This is a genomic window from Halocynthiibacter styelae, from assembly GCF_016123485.1.
Lineage (GTDB): Bacteria > Pseudomonadota > Alphaproteobacteria > Rhodobacterales > Rhodobacteraceae > Halocynthiibacter > Halocynthiibacter styelae.
The window spans coordinates 88,768-104,310 of record NZ_JADCKQ010000003.1; the positions used below are offsets into that span (position 1 = coordinate 88,768).

The window sequence follows — 15,543 nt, forward strand, 5'->3', positions numbered from 1 at the left end:
ATGAATGGAACTATCTCTGAAGAAGACCTGAAAGATAAGCTGCACTTCGTAAGGTTGGCGATCTTTAATGCTCGGCTGTTGGGGGCGGTAAATGCAGAAGCTACCTCTAACCCGGGAGGGGTGTTTGACCAGATTGTCGAACGGGTTTCCGTGTCTCAACAAGATCTATTCGATGGGCATATTCCTCTAAGGCCCTGTTTGCTGAACCAATCTGTGCCGCTTTCGTTAGGTTATTTGACATTTGTATGGTTGCGCGAGGCAATTAAAAAGGATGGAAAACTAGAGGCAAAAGTTATCAGTTGTGAAAGCATGCAATCATTGCCTGAAGACTGTCGATGTGAGGGCGAACGTAAACTTGAAGGGGTGGGGAGCTATTTGCGCCTCATCAGAAATGCTTTGTCGCATGGCGCTGTCAAGCTCAGGGAGAAGGAGATGATTTTCGTTTTTGCGGATAGAGCTCCCTCTGAAAAGGATGTTACTAGAATAAGTATTTCTTGGAGGGATTTTGAAAAATACCAGGATCGGTACTTTCGGGTCATCTTTGATCGGGCATATCCAGGTTTGATGCCGTAGCTAAATTGCTGGGACTGTTTGGGCATTGCAAATCCCCCCTTGCCACACCCCTGAATCCCCCGTATATCGCGCGAGTTCGCATATTCTGTGAACTGGTAAGGGATTCGTCCCTGCTGAAGGTTCGATGTGGGGGCGCAATGGTGCGATCTCGACCTCTCAACCGGCTCAAAGCCGCGAAAGGCCCATAAACATGGCAAGCCAAAACATTCGCATCCGGCTGAAGGCGTTCGATTTCCGGGTGCTTGATGCATCTACTCAGGAAATCGTAAACACTGCCAAGCGCACCGGCGCTCAGGTACGTGGCCCGATCCCGCTGCCAAACAAGATCGAAAAATTCACTGTTCTGCGTGGCCCACACGTGAACAAGAAATCCCGCGATCAGTTTGAAATCCGTACCCACAAGCGTCTTCTGGACATTGTGGACCCAACACCGCAGACCGTTGACGCGCTGATGAAGCTCGACCTCGCTGCCGGCGTTGACGTGCAGATTTCAGTTTAAGGAGGGTATAGAATTATGCGCTCTGGAATTATCGCGAAAAAGGTGGGTATGACCCGCCTGTTCATGGAAGACGGCAAGCAGATCCCTGTGACCGTTCTTCACCTCGACGGCCTGCAGGTTGTTGCAAACCGTACCGCTGACAAAGACGGCTATACTGCTGTTCAGCTTGGCGCCGGTTCTGCAAAAGCAAAGAACACATCCAAAGCGATGCGTGGTCACTTCGCTGCCGCAAACGTTGCGCCTAAGCGTAAGGTTGCTGAATTCCGTGTATCTGAAGATGCATTGATCAGCGTTGGCGAGGAAATCTCTGCTGAGCACTTCCTGGAAGGTCAGAAAGTTGACGTTTCCGGTACATCTATCGGTAAAGGTTTTGCCGGTGCGATGAAGCGCCACAACTTCGGCGGTCTGCGTGCGACACACGGTGTGTCTATCTCTCACCGTTCACACGGTTCTACTGGTCAGTGTCAGGATCCTGGTAAGGTATTCAAAGGCAAGAAAATGGCCGGCCACATGGGTGCTGCCCGTGTAACCACACAGAACCTGGAAGTTGTTCGCACTGACGCTGACCGTGGTCTCGTATTCATCAAAGGCGCCGTACCTGGCTCCAAAGGTGGTTGGGTCACTGTTAAGGATGCTGTGAAGAAGAAAGCGCCTGAAGGTCTGCCTTTCCCGGCTGCTCTGAAATCCGCTGCAGCTCCTGCTGAAGCCTCTGAAGGGGGTGCTGAAGAATGAAACTTGATGTAATCAAACTCGACGGCGGCAAAGCTGGTTCCATTGATCTGGACGAAGCACTGTTCGGTCTTGAGCCACGCGCAGACATCCTGCACCGTGTTGTTCGCTGGCAGCGTAGCAATGCGCAGGCTGGTACGCACAAGGTGAAAACCCGTTCCGAAGTAAAATACTCTACCAAGAAGATCTATCGCCAAAAAGGCACAGGTGGCGCACGCCACGGTGCACGTTCGGCGCCTATCTTCCGCGGTGGTGGTGTTTACAAAGGCCCGGTTGTTCGTAGCCACGGCCACGACCTGACCAAAAAGTTCCGTGCTTTGGGTCTGCGTCACGCTTTGTCTGCTAAGCTGAAGGCTGGTGAACTGGTTGTGATCGAAAACGCTGACACAGAGGGTAAAACCGCTGCTCTGGCCAAACAGGTCAAAGACCTTGGCTGGAAGCGTGCTCTGATCATCGACGGTGCAGCTGTAAACGAAGGTTTCGCTCAGGCGGCGCGTAACATCGAAGGTCTCGATGTTCTGCCAACTATGGGTGCAAACGTATATGACATCCTGAAGCGTGACACTCTTGTGATCACCAAAGCAGGTGTTGAAGCTCTGGAGGCTCGTTTGAAATGAGTGCTAAAGCAGAACATTACGACGTAGTGCGCAAGCCGATCATCACTGAAAAAGCAACCATGGCATCTGAAAACGGTGCAGTTGTTTTTGAAGTGGCAATCGACAGCAACAAACCACAGATCAAAGAAGCTGTTGAAGCTCTCTTTGGTGTAAAGGTTAAAGCGGTTAACACTACTATCACCAAAGGTAAAACCAAGCGTTTCCGCGGCATGCCGGGCAAACGTAAGGACGTGAAAAAAGCCTACGTGACCCTCGAAGAGGGCAACACAATCGACGTGTCCACCGGACTCTAAGTCGAAGCTGTTGTGAAAAATTTGAAACCCCTCGCTGCAAGGCGGGGGGTTTTTCTTGTTTCCGTTCATAACGGGTGTCATTGAAGGATCAGTATGTGACTGAGTAACGAGGAGATAAGTGCATATGTTTTCAGCTGGAAAAATTGCAAAGCTTGCCGGAATGGCTTCCGTTGCAGGCCTGATGTCCGCCTGTATCCAGGGGCCGGGTTGGGATCGGGCGCTGCCTCTGTCTGATGGGACCGGCACACTTGTTTATGATTGCCGGCCTTTGGATGGTGACGCTGCTACAAATGCGCTGCAAGCTGTGCATAGACTGATGGAACGCACATATTACGCTCGAGTGAGAGCGTTCGACGAGGAGAGCCAGCGCCTTTACGAGGCAGGTAACCTGACTCAGGAACAAATTGCCGAACGCAATGCTCAAATCTATCAACTCAAAGATCAGGTTGCCCGCGAAACCGCGGCTCTGGGATGTGAGTTTAAGGGCATCCTGGCCCCCGGTAGTGTCGCGCGCTGACAGGGGGCGGCGCTATTGTGAGGTGATTAAGGGTCTCTGCGGAAATGCGGAGGCCTTTTTCGTTGTTTGACCGCCTTATGTAATTATGTGAGCATAACGCAAACGTAACGACTGGTTGGTGACGTAGCTATATGGGTGATCTTTGTGTGAAATGTACGATGTGTTGTAATGGCACTCTGTACCCGAAAATGCCCATCAAGCCTTCTGAGCGTGAAGCGCTTGGACCTGCCGCAGAAATACATGTTAATTCTCAGGGGGGACTTGAGCTGGCACTCGGATGTAGGTGTTTGTCGGATGCGGGTGCTTGTCAGATTTATGAGAGACCTCCCAGTGTCTGCAGGAGCTACAGCTGCTCGTTGCTTGAAAGCGTAAAGAAGGGGGAGTTCACCGCTGAGGAGGCTCTTGCAATCGTCGATGAGCTTCATGGAATGTTCGACAAGTTGCAGAAATTTTGTCAGAGCGTAATGCCTGAGGTCGAATGGCCATATCTTCTGGTTGGGCGGGGTGTTCTGATGGAATTGCTCGCCAAGGCGGAAGCCGGGGGGGCAGTTCTTAGCAGATATGATCTTGCCACAATTAACACGCAACAGCGTTTTATTGTTCAGTACATTCGACAGCATCTGGATGTTAAGTTCATGCAGCCGTTTGTTGAGCATGATGCAATGTTGGGTGAGAGGGCGGTTAAGGCAATGAATGAAGCAGCTGAGCAGTTTGCCAAAGCCTGAATAGGATGGTGGGCTGACGGTCAGCGAATAGTGCAGGGCGCGATATCTGCCTGATGCGGATGAGTTGTGCTCTCCCTTTTGCTGATAACCCTGCATTTGTTAATCCCCTATAGACACTCCCCATAATCTTTGATACCCCGCATCCATTCATCAGGCCCCGGATTCGTTCCGGGGTTTTGTGATGTTTGCAATCGGGGACCTTCGGGGCCCTATATTTTGGCCACCTTCGGGGGGCTTACATAGCGGGCCATGACCAATTCGGGTTGGGTTCGCACAGCTAAACGGAAGACAGAAAGCATGGCACTTAAGTCGTATAAACCGACCACGCCAGGCCAGCGAGGGCTGGTTCTGATCGACCGTTCGGAGCTTTGGAAAGGACGTCCAGTCAAATCCCTTACTCAGGGTCTGACAAAATCGGGCGGCCGGAACAACACCGGACGGATCACTATGCGTCGTACAGGTGGGGGTGCAAAGCGCCTTTACCGGATCATCGATTTCAAGCGGAACAAATTTGACGTTGCCGCGACAGTAGTACGTATCGAATACGATCCTAACCGGACCGCATTTATCGCACTCGTAAAATACACTGATGGCGAACAGGCCTACATTCTCGCACCACAGCGTCTTGCTGTTGGCGACTCTGTAGTTGCATCCGCCAAAGCCGACATCAAACCAGGTAACGCTATGCCGTTCTCTGGCATGCCTATCGGTACCATCGTTCACAACATCGAACTGAAACCAGGCAAAGGCGGCCAGATCGCCCGTGCAGCTGGTACTTATGCTCAGTTTGTTGGTCGTGACGGTTCCTACGCTCAGATCCGCCTTTCTTCCGGCGAACTGCGTCTGGTACGTCAGGAATGCATGGCAACTGTTGGTGCGGTTTCCAACCCTGACAACTCCAACCAGAACTTCGGTAAAGCCGGCCGTATGCGCCACAAAGGCATCCGTCCTTCTGTTCGTGGTGTTGTAATGAACCCGGTTGACCACCCTCACGGTGGTGGTGAAGGCCGTACCTCCGGTGGTCGTCACCCGGTTTCCCCATGGGGTAAGCCAACCAAGGGTAAGCGTACCCGCAACAAAAACAAAGCGTCGCAAAAGCTTATCATTCGCTCGCGTCACGCTAAGAAGAAGGGGCGTTAATATATGTCACGTTCTGTATGGAAAGGCCCTTTCGTTGATGCTTATGTGCTTAAGAAAGCAGAAGCAGTACGCGAATCCGGCCGCAATGAAGTGATCAAAATCTGGTCCCGTCGTTCCACCATTCTCCCACAATTCGTGGGTCTGACCTTTGGTGTTTACAACGGCAAAAAACATATCCCGGTAAACGTATCCGAGGAAATGATTGGCCAGAAATTCGGTGAATATTCCCCGACACGGACCTACTACGGTCACGCCGCGGATAAAAAAGCGAAGCGGAAGTAAAAGCCATGGGTAAAGAGAAAAACGCACGCCGCGTGGCTGACAACGAAGCAATGGCGAAAGTTCGCATGCTTCGCACCAGCCCGCAGAAGCTGAACCTGGTTGCAGGTATGATCCGTGGCAAGAAAGTGGACAAGGCTCTGACCGACCTCACTTTCTCCAAGCGTCGTATTTCTGGTGACGTTAAGAAATGTCTCCAGTCCGCAATCGCCAATGCTGAAAACAACCACAACCTGGATGTTGATGAACTGATCGTGGCGGAAGCCTGGGTTGGTAAAAACCTCACCATGAAACGTGGTCGCCCACGTGCCCGTGGTCGTTTTGGCAAAATCTTGAAACCGTTCGCTGAGCTGACTATCGTTGTTCGCCAGGTTGAAGCAACCTCCGGGGAGCAAGCATAATGGGTAACAAAGTAAATCCGATTGGCATGCGCCTTCAGGTGAACCGCACCTGGGACAGCCGCTGGTACGCAAACACCAAAGACTATGGTGATCTTCTGCTCGAAGATATTCGCATGCGCGAATTCATCGGCAAAGAGTGCAAGCAGGCGGGTGTTTCCCGCGTGATCATCGAACGTCCGCACAAAAAGTGCCGCGTGACTGTTCACACTGCGCGTCCTGGTGTTATCATTGGTAAGAAAGGTGCAGACATTGAAACTCTGCGTCTGAAACTTGCTGCGATGACCGACTCTGAACTGCACCTCAACATTGTTGAAGTCCGCAAGCCAGAGATGGACGGTCAACTGGTTGCAGAGAGCATTGCTCAGCAGCTGGAACGCCGTGTATCCTTCCGTCGTGCGATGAAACGTTCTGTTCAGAACGCGATGCGCATGGGTGCTCTTGGTATTCGTGTGAACGTTGCTGGCCGTCTCGGCGGTGCAGAAATCGCGCGTACTGAATGGTACCGCGAAGGTCGTGTGCCTCTGCACACTCTGCGTGCTGACATCGATTATGCGACATGTGAAGCGACGACTGCCTATGGCATCATCGGGATCAAAGTCTGGATCTTCAAAGGCGAGATCATGGAACACGATCCATCTGCACATGACCGCAGACACCAGGAACTCCAGGAAGGCCCTGCACCACGTGGTGCCGGCGGCCGTCGTTGAGGAGACAGATAAATGCTGCAACCAAAGCGTACTAAATTCCGTAAGATGCACAAAGGCCGGATCAGTGGTCTCGCCAAAGGCGGTTCTGATCTGAACTTCGGCACTTACGGGCTGAAAGCAACCACCCCAGAGCGTGTAACTGCACGTCAGATTGAGGCAGCTCGTCGTGCGATGACCCGCCACATGAAACGTCAGGGCCGTGTTTGGATCCGCATCTTCCCGGACGTACCGGTAACTGCGAAACCAATCGAAGTTCGTATGGGTAAAGGTAAAGGCTCTGTTGACCGTTGGGTCTGCAAAGTGAAACCTGGCCGTGTGATGTTCGAAATCGACGGTGTGTCCGAGCCAGTAGCACGTGAGGCCCTGCGCCTTGCTGCGATGAAACTGCCGGTCAAAACCCGCACCGTGGTTCGCGAAGACTGGTAATACGCTGCGATCCGCGCTGCGGATCGTCAGCCAGAGGCGGCAGTTGCTTTTGGTAACAAGAGCAACGAGAGCCCACCGGTTCAAATAATAAAACCCCCGTCAGGAAACTGGCGGGGGTTTTGTTTTGTTTGATTTCATGTGAGTGTATCGAAGGTTATAGATGAAAGCTGCTACGATGATTGCGCTCGCGAAATCGGTTGAAGCATTTCTAAGTCACAAACTTGTTCGGTTAATTCTGCTTTTGCCATTGCCTCTGTTTCTCTTGACCAGAGTGAACGGGCAGTGGTTGGAAGTGATCGCCATTATTTCTGTTTTAGGCAGTGGCTTTGCAGGCGTTTTGTTTGCTCAATGTGTCGGTAATGCTGAGATGTTTAGGCGCGTAGGTGTATCTGACAGGATTTCGGCTGGTTTAAGCGCATTTCTGTTTTTGTTTCTGCCTGTATTTACTCACGTGCTTGTTTTCGAAGGCAGAGTTGAAATTCCATTTGAGCGTCACAGCTTGTTCGCTCATTTCTTGTGGGCAGTTTGCGTTGGTGTGCTATTTTTAGTGCTCTCGCCGGATAGCGACAAAAAATGAATGGATGATCCTCCGCCAGCGGACACTTCACGACGACCCGGCGCTCAGGCGCTGGGGTTACAATTGTGAGATAAGTGGAATGCGGCCGAAGTTGCGGGCCCGGGGCTCCGCCCGTTCGTGAGCGAAACCGTCCCCCGGACGGTTTCCGGGAAGCTCACTCACCCCATTTATAATTAAAGCTGACCGAGCAGCGTTCTTCTTCGCCGGTGTTCTGCATCACCTCATGGCGCAGCCAGCTTTCCCACAACAGGACATCGCCTTCATCCGGGCTCATCTTGATGAAGCTCTGATGTTCGCGGCGCGCGTCTTTGATACGGGGTGGGGCGGCCATCATCATCGCGTGGCGCGGGTCTTCATATCGCAGCGCACCGGCCCCATCGGGCAGGGCCACATAGGTTGTGCCGGAAATGACTGAGTGCGGGTGGATATGGGCGGAATGATAGCCGCCGGGGGGCAGGATGTTGATCCAGATGTCTTCCAGCACCAGCTTGCGATCGTCCAGGTTAAACTGCAGATCTTCCGCAAAAGCCGCCACATGTTTGTCCAGCGCCTCTACCAGGCCCGCAAAGACCGGGAACCGCCAGGGCAGATCCGTCAGGGACGCATAAGAGGTATAGCCCGGATAGCCTTCCTTCTCACACCATTCCTGCCCGGCCTCGTCATCCTCGGCAATGGAATAGCAGCTGTCATACAGCTCATCCGGATCAATCACAGGGGACTGCTCAGCAAGCTGTGCATGATAAAGGCGGGTCACGAAGAGAGATTCAATCTTGGTCATGGGGGTGTTTTATCTAATAGTACAAAGAATGACAGCGTTTGTTGATTTGTGTACGTTTTTTCTGAGGTTGGTCCACGTATCTTGTCGTTTGGTATATTGGACGGAATGGAATTTTCAAAGGAGCGCGTTTTATGGAACTACGAGAAAATTACTTGAAGTACCTTTTTCACATGGAGACGTTTTATAATTCTTATCACACTCAAAAAGAAAATGCGGCGTGGAAGCTGGTGGTGTTCTCAGGAACAATCACGGTCCTAACATTTTCAGTTTTCAGACTCATGTTGGAGCTGAAAGCTCCGGCGCCGCTCATGCTTTGTGTATTGATACTGCCGCCGGTTTTCTTATTTCGCCAAATCATCCGGCAAGCTAAAACACAGGCTGTTCTGCGAAGGGCGGCAGCGCTCATGGTAATATCGTGTCGTATGTGTGTTCATGATCTGGTGACCGGCAAACCAATTGCAGATACCGATTTGGTCGCAAACGAAGAGGTCGCAGCCAGTCATCGCAGGCGTGGTGTTCTTGCTGACGAAATATTTGATGGTGTACCCGAGCACCTGTTTGAAGCGGCAGCCAGCTATGGTGAACAAAATGGCTTTGATCGCCATAATGCACCGGTGCTATCCGAGCTTAAAACTCGCACAATTGTGTTGATGAGTGCTTTTGCCTATTTTCCTTTCTTTTATGTAATCTGGCTTGCGTGGCTGAGTCCGTTGTGGGTAAGGCTCGAAGCTGGCTTTTGAAGGGGAAATTTCCTGTCAGGAATTGTGGTGAGGGGGCGCAACATCGCCCTTGCCACGCTCCCCAATTGCCCCTATAGAACACCAGTTCGCGGTCCCTTTCGGGGAATCGTGTGCATTTTTATTCACCCACCAGGGAAAAAGTTACCCTTAATCAGGGGCTTTCTGGTGCAAGGCAAAGGAAGAGGCGACATGAACGCCAATGAATTGCGTGATAAAACGCCGGACGAGCTGAAAGAAGCTCTCTCCACACTGAAAAAAGAATCCTTCAATCTGCGTTTTCAGCAGGCCACTGGTCAGCTTGAATCCACAACTCGTATGCGCGCGGCACGCCGTGAAGCAGCACGTGTGAAGACCATTCTGAACGAAAAAGCTGCAGCCGCAGCTTCTGAAGCATAAGGGGAGCCTGAGATATGCCCAAACGTATTCTGACCGGCACCGTGACTTCTGACGCAAACGCACAGACTGTAACTGTCTCTGTTGAGCGCCGCTTCACACACCCAGTGCTTAAGAAAACCATTCGTAAGTCCAAAAAATACCGGGCGCACGATGAACAGAACGCTTTCAAAAAAGGTGACCAGGTCCGTATCCAGGAATGTGCACCTAAGTCGAAAACGAAACGCTGGGAAGTTCTGTCCGCTTAATCAAGCTTTCAGAACTCCCATAATCGAAACCTTGGGGACCAGGCATATCTGAGCCCCCCACAGGTCGGGAGAAACCAAATGATCCAGATGCAGACCAACCTGGATGTTGCTGACAACAGCGGCGCGCGCCGTGTTCAGTGCATTAAGGTTCTGGGTGGTTCCAAGCGTAAATACGCTAGCGTAGGCGACATCATTGTTGTTTCCGTGAAGGAAGCCATTCCACGCGGTCGTGTGAAAAAAGGCGACGTCCGTAAGGCCGTTGTTGTTCGCACAGCCAAACAAGTTCGTCGTGAAGACGGCACAGCAATCAAGTTCGACGGCAACGCCGCTGTGATCTTGAACAACAACAACGAACCAGTAGGTACACGTATCTTCGGGCCAGTTGTTCGTGAGCTTCGTGCAAAGAACTTCATGAAAATCATCTCACTCGCGCCGGAGGTGCTGTAAGATGGCTGCTAAGCTGAAAAAAGGCGATAAAGTCGTCGTTCTTGCTGGTAAGGACAAGGGCAAAGAGGGCGAAATTTCCTCTGTAAACCCAACTGCTGGCAAAGCTGTGATTGATGGCGTTAATGTTGCTATCCGTCACACAAAACAGACCCAGACAAGCCAGGGTGGCCGCGTTCCAACTGCTATGCCAGTTGACCTGTCCAACCTCGCTCTGCTCGACAGCAATGGTAAAGCGACCCGTGTTGGCTTCCGTGAGGAAGACGGCAAAAAGGTACGTTTCGCCAAGTCAACCGGGGAGACCGTATGATGCTCGACGCACAAACTTACACCCCCCGTCTGAAAGCGCTGTACAAAGACACCATCCGGGCTGCTCTCATGGAAGAGTTCGGCTACAAGAACGAAATGCAGCTGCCTAAGCTCGACAAAATCGTTCTGAACATGGGTGTCGGCGAAGCAACCAAAGACACCAAGAAGGTGAAGCACGCACAAGAAGCGCTGACTCTCATCTCTGGTCAACATGCTGTTGTTACCAAGGCGAAGAAATCCATTGCGGGTTTCCGTGTACGTGAAGAGATGCCACTCGGCACCAAAGTCACACTGCGCGGCGACCAGATGTTTGAATTCCTTGACCGCCTGATCACCATTGCTATGCCACGTATCCGCGACTTCCGCGGCGTATCCGGCAAAAGCTTCGATGGTCGTGGTAACTATGCCATGGGTCTGAAAGAACACATCGTTTTCCCTGAAATCGACTTCGACAAAGTTGTTGATATGCTGGGTATGGACATTGTGATCGCAACCACCGCGAAGACTGACGCGGAAGCAAAGGCGCTGTTGAAAGCTTTCAACATGCCTTTCAACAGCTGATCGCGGAAGGAAATCAATAATGGCTAAAAAGTCTATGATCGCTCGCGAAGTAAAGCGCGCAAAGCTGGTGGAAAAATACGCCGCCAAGCGTGCCGAACTGAAAGAGATCGCAAAAGATGAGAGCAAGCCGATGGAAGAGCGTTTCAAAGCGCGCCTGAAACTTGCAAAACTGCCACGCAACAGCTCTGCGACACGGATGCATAACCGTTGTCAGCTGACTGGTCGTCCTCACGCTTACTACCGTAAGCTCAAGGTCAGCCGTATTGCGCTCCGGGATCTCGGCTCTGCCGGTCAGATTCCTGGCCTCGTGAAATCCAGCTGGTAAGGGAGAGAACGATATGAACGATCCTATCGGCGATATGCTCACCCGTATCCGTAACTCTCAACTGCGCGGCAAATCCGTCGTATCCACACCAGCTTCCAAGCTGCGTGCATGGGTTCTGGATGTGCTGGCAGACGAAGGTTACATTCGTGGTTACGAAAAAGGTACTGATACCAACGGTCACCCGACCCTGGAAATCAGCCTGAAATACTTCGATGGCACCCCTGTTATCCGTGAGCTGAAGCGTGTTTCCACGCCTGGCCGTCGCGTATACATGGGCGTAAATGACATCCCAACTGTCCGTCAGGGCCTGGGTGTGTCGATTGTCTCCACCTCCCGGGGTGTGATGTCGGATGCAAACGCACGTGCGGCCAACATTGGCGGCGAAGTGCTCTGCACCGTATTCTAAGGAGTAGACAATGTCTCGAATTGGTAAAAAAGCGGTTGAGCTTCCAGGTGGCGTTTCTGCGTCCCTGGACGGTCAGACCATCGAAGTTAAAGGTCCGAAAGGCACCCGCAGCTTCACAGCAACCGATGATGTAACCATCACCATCGACGAGAACAGCGTTCAGGTTGATCCACGCGGCAAGTCCAAGCGTGCACGTCAGCAGTGGGGCATGTCCCGCACAATGATCGCGAACCTCGTAACCGGTGTGACTGAAGGCTTCAAAAAAGAGCTGGAAATCCAGGGTGTTGGTTATCGTGCTGCTATGCAGGGCAATGTCCTGAAGCTGAACCTGGGTCTGTCCCATGACGTTGAGATCACGGCGCCGGAAGGCATCACGATCACTGCGCCAAAGCAGACTGTAATCATTGTGGAAGGCATCAACGACCAGCAGGTCGGTGAAGTCGCAGCAAACATTCGCGCGTGGCGTAAACCTGAGCCTTACAAAGGCAAGGGCATCCGCTACAAAGGCGAGTTTGTCTTCCGCAAAGAAGGCAAGAAGAAGTAAGGACGCTAAAAATGGCAAACAGCAAAAGAACCCTGTTTCTGAAGCGCCGCCTGCGCGTTCGGAACAAACTGAAGAAAACTGCATACGGTCGTCCGCGCCTGTCTGTTCACCGTTCAAACAAGAACATCAGCGTTCAGCTGATCGACGATCTGAACGGCGTTACCCTCGCTTCCGCGTCTTCTCTCGAGAAAGACCTGGGCGTTGTTGGCAAGAACAACAAAGACGCGGCTGCCAAAGTTGGTTCTGCGATCGCAGAGCGGGCTAAAGCGGCAAACGTCACTGAATGTGTCTTTGATCGCGGCGGTTTCCTCTTCCACGGTAAAGTGCAGGCCCTGGCCGACGCTGCCCGTGAAGGTGGTCTGAAGTTCTGAGAAACTGTGAAAGGCGGCAACGCCTTTCCGATGATCCAGAGGGCAGGATTTCGGTCTTGCCCTACTTGGATTGAGATTTACCGACGTGCAAACGTCACACACAAAGGAATGCCCAAATGGCAGAACGTGAAAACCGTCGTGGCAACCGCCGCGATCGTGAAGAAACACCGGAATTTGCAGATCGTCTGGTCGCAATCAACCGCGTATCCAAAACCGTTAAAGGTGGTAAGCGCTTCGGCTTTGCAGCCCTGGTTGTTGTAGGCGATCAAAAAGGCCGCGTCGGCTTTGGCAAAGGTAAAGCCAAAGAAGTCCCTGAGGCGATCCGCAAAGCGACTGAGCAAGCGAAACGTCAGATGATCCGCGTGCCTCTTCGTGAAGGCCGCACCCTGCACCACGACATCGAAGGTCGTCATGGCGCCGGTAAAGTCATCATGCGTACAGCTCCTGAAGGTACTGGTATCATCGCCGGTGGTCCAATGCGTGCTGTTTTCGAAATGCTTGGCGTTAAAGACGTGGTTTCCAAGTCCCTGGGTTCTCAGAACCCATACAACATGATCCGCGCAACAATCGATGGCCTTGGCAAAGAAGCCAGCCCTCGTATGGTCGCTCAGCGTCGTGGCAAGAAGGTTGCAGACATTCTGCGTAAGCCTGAAGCCGAAGCTGACACTGCAGCAGAAGCATAAGGAACTGATACCATGGCTAAAACCATCGTTGTAAAACAAATCGGCTCCCCGATCCGTCGTCCTGCTAAACAGCGTCAGACACTGATCGGCCTCGGCCTGAACAAAATGCACAAAACCCGTGAGCTGGAAGATACACCAGCGATCCGCGGCATGGTTGCAAAGATCTCTCACATGGTTGAGATCATCGAAGAAAAGGGCTGAGTTTAACACTCACCTGATCTGAAATTCAAAACGCCCCGGTGGAAACGCCGGGGCGTTTTCTGTATGGGCTGTATTCGAAGGGAGAAATTTATGAAGAAATGGATTTTACGTGGTTTAGGGCTTTATGCGCTCGTGCTTCTGGGCAATCTCGTGTTCGCTTTTGCCGGTGCTGGATATATCTCAATCGGTAATTTCGACAATCAATTCTCAAAGCCGTCGGTAGTCGTCTGGTTTTCTGAAATTGGCTGGATTCATGGCCAGGACCTTCAGATTGATGGTCGTCCATTTGACCGAGGTCAGAGAATGTCAGACCAGAGGCCGAACTTAGCTCAGGCGGATATTCTGGCCATATTTGTTGATGGGTTTGAACAAATCAACCAAGTGCAGTTTGCCGAAGAACTCGGCCTTTCTGACTCTGAACTTCAGATGAAGCCAGCAGTAACAGGAATAAAGAGAGAGTCGGCTGCAGTTAGCGTTCGCCCTCATATATTGCCGTTCTATGCTGCTCATGAAGTACTGATTGTGAGGGATATTTCAGAGCTTGGACGCCGATATCGTTCAGAGTGCGCGACTGAACTTTTGCTTATGTGGACGCTTCTTGAAGAGGATGAAGATCTGTTGGCTTCTTGTGAGTTGCCGGAAGATGAGCAGAGCTGAGCACTGCCCCCCAAATAGCAGTCACCCATCCCCATATAACACTCGATCCAGCGCTTCACCGCTGAGGGGCGGCATGCCATCCTCATCAATCAGGGTGATCATAGCTGCGCCGTCTCATTCGTACCTCGGGATATAGAGGTTATGTGGGGCAGGGCCTTTGCGTGTGCGGCCGGATGTGTCGAAATGTCCACGTAAAGGTTGCTGTCGTGCTGCGTTGCGGCTGTCGGATCCATGGCGCATCCCAGCCCCCAGATCGCCGTGCCGGTCACACCAGCGGCCACAGCACCTGTTGCGTAATAAAGAAAATTGCGTCGCTGAACCATTGTACCAACTGAAATGTTTTGATCAGTCTCGGCCTGAATACCGCGGCTGTAAAGGGTGAAGGCAGGGTAACTTCGCCGTACTCCGTATATGCATAGAATGTGCATAAGATGTGCATGGATTGTGCATGCCGGTATTCGGAGCGATCCGGGGCCGGTGGTGGCACCCATGCAGTCAGCGCAAAGCGGGCATTCCGATTATTGTGGTACAGCCTGAAACCGACTCCCGCTAGATGAACGTCAACACGATTGACCTGTTCGACGGAGTACGAACCATGACCGCTATTAAATCATTCTTCCGCGCCATCAAAACCGCAGTGAACGCACCTTGCCCGACCTGGACAGAATACCTGCGCGACGGCAAAGCTGCACGCTAAGAGGCTTTAAAGTCTTTAAAGATCCTCTCCCTCCCGCTTTAAAGACTTTAAACTTCCGGGGTGTTTCCGGGACTTGCCAGCGGCAGATCTTCCGGCTAAATACCCCCGGTGGACCATGTCCACAGAATCAAAAACACGAAAAGCCGTGGTTGATCCGCTTACGCTTCAGGGATCACATCCGGCAAGGAGAAGCGATATGAAACTCAATGAACTGCGCGACAATCCTGGCGCAACCAAAGCCCGCAAACGCGTTGGGCGTGGTCCTGGTTCCGGCACTGGTAAAACTGGTGGCCGTGGTATCAAAGGTCAGAAGTCCCGTTCAGGTGTAGCGATCAAAGGTTTTGAAGGCGGTCAAATGCCTTTGTACCAACGTCTGCCTAAGCGTGGCTTCAACAAGCCAAACCGCAAGGCATTCGCTGTTGTAAACCTGGGCCTGATCCAGAAATTCATCGACGCGAAAAAGATCGACGCAGCAGCTGCGATCACCGAAGATGTTCTGATCGAATCCGGTCTCGTACGTCGTAAACTCGACGGTATCCGCGTGCTGGCAAAGGGTGAACTCACCGCTAAAGCCAACATCGAAGTAACCGGCGCATCCAAGTCTGCTGTTGAAGCAGTTGAAAAAGCTGGCGGCTCTCTGACCATCAAAGCACCGGCAGCGGCTGAATAAGCGCTTGTTTGCGGCCGCCGCGCCGCTTACATA

29 protein-coding genes are annotated in these 15,543 nt (G+C 52.2%); 27 read left to right on the plus strand and 2 right to left on the minus strand.

All coding sequences use genetic code 11. The annotated features are described in order from the left end of the window. From H1D41_RS04880 to H1D41_RS04940, 13 genes are all read left to right on the plus strand, one after another. Complete coding sequence (locus H1D41_RS04880; RefSeq protein WP_228847853.1) at positions 1-573, plus strand: hypothetical protein; 573 nt, start codon at positions 1-3, stop codon at positions 571-573. Positions 574-763: 190 nt separating this feature from the next. After that, positions 764-1,072 (plus strand): 30S ribosomal protein S10, encoded by a 309-nt coding sequence (gene rpsJ / locus H1D41_RS04885; protein ID WP_107497292.1) that lies wholly within the window; start codon positions 764-766, stop codon positions 1,070-1,072. Positions 1,073-1,087: 15 nt separating this feature from the next. Beyond that, the gene (gene rplC, locus H1D41_RS04890) at positions 1,088-1,804 is read left to right on the plus strand and encodes a 50S ribosomal protein L3 (protein ID WP_228847854.1); all 717 of its coding nucleotides are present in this window, start codon (positions 1,088-1,090) and stop codon (positions 1,802-1,804) included. After that, positions 1,801-2,418 carry a 50S ribosomal protein L4 gene (rplD, locus tag H1D41_RS04895; protein ID WP_228847855.1) on the plus strand — a complete coding sequence of 206 codons (618 nt, stop codon included), beginning with the start codon at positions 1,801-1,803 and terminating at the stop codon, positions 2,416-2,418. Before rplC ends, rplD begins: the two co-directional genes overlap by 4 nt. Then, positions 2,415-2,711, plus strand: coding sequence for a 50S ribosomal protein L23 (locus H1D41_RS04900; protein ID WP_107497289.1), 297 nt, complete (start codon positions 2,415-2,417; stop codon positions 2,709-2,711). Before rplD ends, H1D41_RS04900 begins: the two co-directional genes overlap by 4 nt. 124 nt (positions 2,712-2,835) lie before the next feature. Further along, positions 2,836-3,228, plus strand: coding sequence for a hypothetical protein (locus H1D41_RS04905; protein ID WP_228847856.1), 393 nt, complete (start codon positions 2,836-2,838; stop codon positions 3,226-3,228). A gap of 131 nt (positions 3,229-3,359) precedes the next feature. Then, a complete protein-coding gene (locus H1D41_RS18295; protein ID WP_267473597.1) occupies positions 3,360-3,953 on the plus strand; it encodes a YkgJ family cysteine cluster protein in 594 nt (197 codons plus the stop codon). 297 nt (positions 3,954-4,250) lie between these two features. Beyond that, positions 4,251-5,093 carry a 50S ribosomal protein L2 gene (gene rplB / locus H1D41_RS04915; RefSeq protein WP_228847858.1) on the plus strand — a complete coding sequence of 281 codons (843 nt, stop codon included), beginning with the start codon at positions 4,251-4,253 and terminating at the stop codon, positions 5,091-5,093. 3 nt (positions 5,094-5,096) lie between these two features. Continuing rightward, positions 5,097-5,375, plus strand: a complete 279-nt coding sequence (gene rpsS, locus H1D41_RS04920) for a 30S ribosomal protein S19 (protein WP_107497286.1) — start codon at positions 5,097-5,099, stop codon at positions 5,373-5,375. Between the two features lie 5 nt (positions 5,376-5,380). Next, entirely contained in the window at positions 5,381-5,773 is a 393-nt protein-coding gene (gene rplV, locus H1D41_RS04925; protein ID WP_107497285.1) for a 50S ribosomal protein L22, read from the plus strand. Then, positions 5,773-6,480 (plus strand): 30S ribosomal protein S3, encoded by a 708-nt coding sequence (gene rpsC / locus H1D41_RS04930; protein WP_107497284.1) that lies wholly within the window; start codon positions 5,773-5,775, stop codon positions 6,478-6,480. Before rplV ends, rpsC begins: the two co-directional genes overlap by 1 nt. A gap of 12 nt (positions 6,481-6,492) precedes the next feature. Next, entirely contained in the window at positions 6,493-6,906 is a 414-nt protein-coding gene (rplP, locus tag H1D41_RS04935; RefSeq protein ID WP_228847859.1) for a 50S ribosomal protein L16, read from the plus strand. 160 nt (positions 6,907-7,066) lie between these two features. Then, positions 7,067-7,483, plus strand: a complete 417-nt coding sequence (locus H1D41_RS04940) for a hypothetical protein (RefSeq protein WP_228847860.1) — start codon at positions 7,067-7,069, stop codon at positions 7,481-7,483. Positions 7,484-7,637: 154 nt separating this feature from the next. Here H1D41_RS04940 and H1D41_RS04945 read toward each other — a convergent pair whose 3' ends face one another. Beyond that, a complete protein-coding gene (locus H1D41_RS04945; RefSeq protein WP_228847861.1) occupies positions 7,638-8,261 on the minus strand; it encodes a TIGR02466 family protein in 624 nt (207 codons plus the stop codon). Positions 8,262-8,392: 131 nt separating this feature from the next. On the opposite strand from H1D41_RS04945, the gene H1D41_RS04950 reads away from it, so the two are divergent. The 13 genes from H1D41_RS04950 to H1D41_RS05010 all read left to right on the plus strand — a co-directional run bounded on the left by H1D41_RS04950 (position 8,393) and on the right by H1D41_RS05010 (position 14,143). Continuing rightward, complete coding sequence (locus H1D41_RS04950) at positions 8,393-9,001, plus strand: hypothetical protein (protein WP_228847862.1); 609 nt, start codon at positions 8,393-8,395, stop codon at positions 8,999-9,001. A gap of 189 nt (positions 9,002-9,190) precedes the next feature. Further along, positions 9,191-9,397 carry a 50S ribosomal protein L29 gene (gene rpmC / locus H1D41_RS04955; protein ID WP_107497281.1) on the plus strand — a complete coding sequence of 69 codons (207 nt, stop codon included), beginning with the start codon at positions 9,191-9,193 and terminating at the stop codon, positions 9,395-9,397. A 14-nt stretch (positions 9,398-9,411) separates the two neighbouring features. Continuing rightward, positions 9,412-9,642 carry a 30S ribosomal protein S17 gene (rpsQ, locus tag H1D41_RS04960; protein WP_107497280.1) on the plus strand — a complete coding sequence of 77 codons (231 nt, stop codon included), beginning with the start codon at positions 9,412-9,414 and terminating at the stop codon, positions 9,640-9,642. 78 nt (positions 9,643-9,720) lie between these two features. Beyond that, positions 9,721-10,089, plus strand: a complete 369-nt coding sequence (rplN, locus tag H1D41_RS04965) for a 50S ribosomal protein L14 (protein ID WP_107497279.1) — start codon at positions 9,721-9,723, stop codon at positions 10,087-10,089. Between the two features lies 1 nt (position 10,090). Then, entirely contained in the window at positions 10,091-10,396 is a 306-nt protein-coding gene (gene rplX / locus H1D41_RS04970; RefSeq protein ID WP_107497278.1) for a 50S ribosomal protein L24, read from the plus strand. Continuing rightward, the gene (gene rplE / locus H1D41_RS04975) at positions 10,396-10,956 is read left to right on the plus strand and encodes a 50S ribosomal protein L5 (protein WP_107497410.1); all 561 of its coding nucleotides are present in this window, start codon (positions 10,396-10,398) and stop codon (positions 10,954-10,956) included. The genes rplX and rplE overlap by 1 nt, the downstream gene beginning before the upstream one ends. 19 nt (positions 10,957-10,975) lie before the next feature. After that, positions 10,976-11,281, plus strand: coding sequence for a 30S ribosomal protein S14 (rpsN, locus tag H1D41_RS04980; RefSeq protein ID WP_107497277.1), 306 nt, complete (start codon positions 10,976-10,978; stop codon positions 11,279-11,281). Positions 11,282-11,294: 13 nt separating this feature from the next. Continuing rightward, positions 11,295-11,687 (plus strand): 30S ribosomal protein S8, encoded by a 393-nt coding sequence (gene rpsH / locus H1D41_RS04985; protein ID WP_228847863.1) that lies wholly within the window; start codon positions 11,295-11,297, stop codon positions 11,685-11,687. Positions 11,688-11,697: 10 nt separating this feature from the next. Continuing rightward, the gene (gene rplF, locus H1D41_RS04990) at positions 11,698-12,231 is read left to right on the plus strand and encodes a 50S ribosomal protein L6 (RefSeq protein ID WP_228847864.1); all 534 of its coding nucleotides are present in this window, start codon (positions 11,698-11,700) and stop codon (positions 12,229-12,231) included. An 11-nt stretch (positions 12,232-12,242) separates the two neighbouring features. Beyond that, a complete protein-coding gene (gene rplR / locus H1D41_RS04995; RefSeq protein ID WP_228847865.1) occupies positions 12,243-12,602 on the plus strand; it encodes a 50S ribosomal protein L18 in 360 nt (119 codons plus the stop codon). A gap of 116 nt (positions 12,603-12,718) precedes the next feature. Then, on the plus strand, positions 12,719-13,285 hold the full coding sequence (gene rpsE / locus H1D41_RS05000; protein ID WP_107497273.1) for a 30S ribosomal protein S5: 567 nt from the start codon (positions 12,719-12,721) through the stop codon (positions 13,283-13,285). Positions 13,286-13,297: 12 nt separating this feature from the next. Further along, positions 13,298-13,486, plus strand: a complete 189-nt coding sequence (gene rpmD, locus H1D41_RS05005; protein ID WP_107497272.1) for a 50S ribosomal protein L30 — start codon at positions 13,298-13,300, stop codon at positions 13,484-13,486. Positions 13,487-13,576: 90 nt separating this feature from the next. Continuing rightward, positions 13,577-14,143, plus strand: coding sequence for a hypothetical protein (locus H1D41_RS05010; RefSeq protein WP_228847866.1), 567 nt, complete (start codon positions 13,577-13,579; stop codon positions 14,141-14,143). A gap of 98 nt (positions 14,144-14,241) precedes the next feature. Here H1D41_RS05010 and H1D41_RS18465 read toward each other — a convergent pair whose 3' ends face one another. Then, positions 14,242-14,634, minus strand: a complete 393-nt coding sequence (locus tag H1D41_RS18465) for a ubiquinol-cytochrome c reductase iron-sulfur subunit N-terminal domain-containing protein (protein WP_394355385.1) — start codon at positions 14,632-14,634, stop codon at positions 14,242-14,244. Between the two features lie 402 nt (positions 14,635-15,036). Here H1D41_RS18465 and rplO point away from each other — a divergent pair, with 402 nt between their 5' ends. Next, on the plus strand, positions 15,037-15,510 hold the full coding sequence (gene rplO / locus H1D41_RS05015; protein ID WP_228847867.1) for a 50S ribosomal protein L15: 474 nt from the start codon (positions 15,037-15,039) through the stop codon (positions 15,508-15,510). The last annotated feature ends 33 nt before the right edge of the window (positions 15,511-15,543 follow it).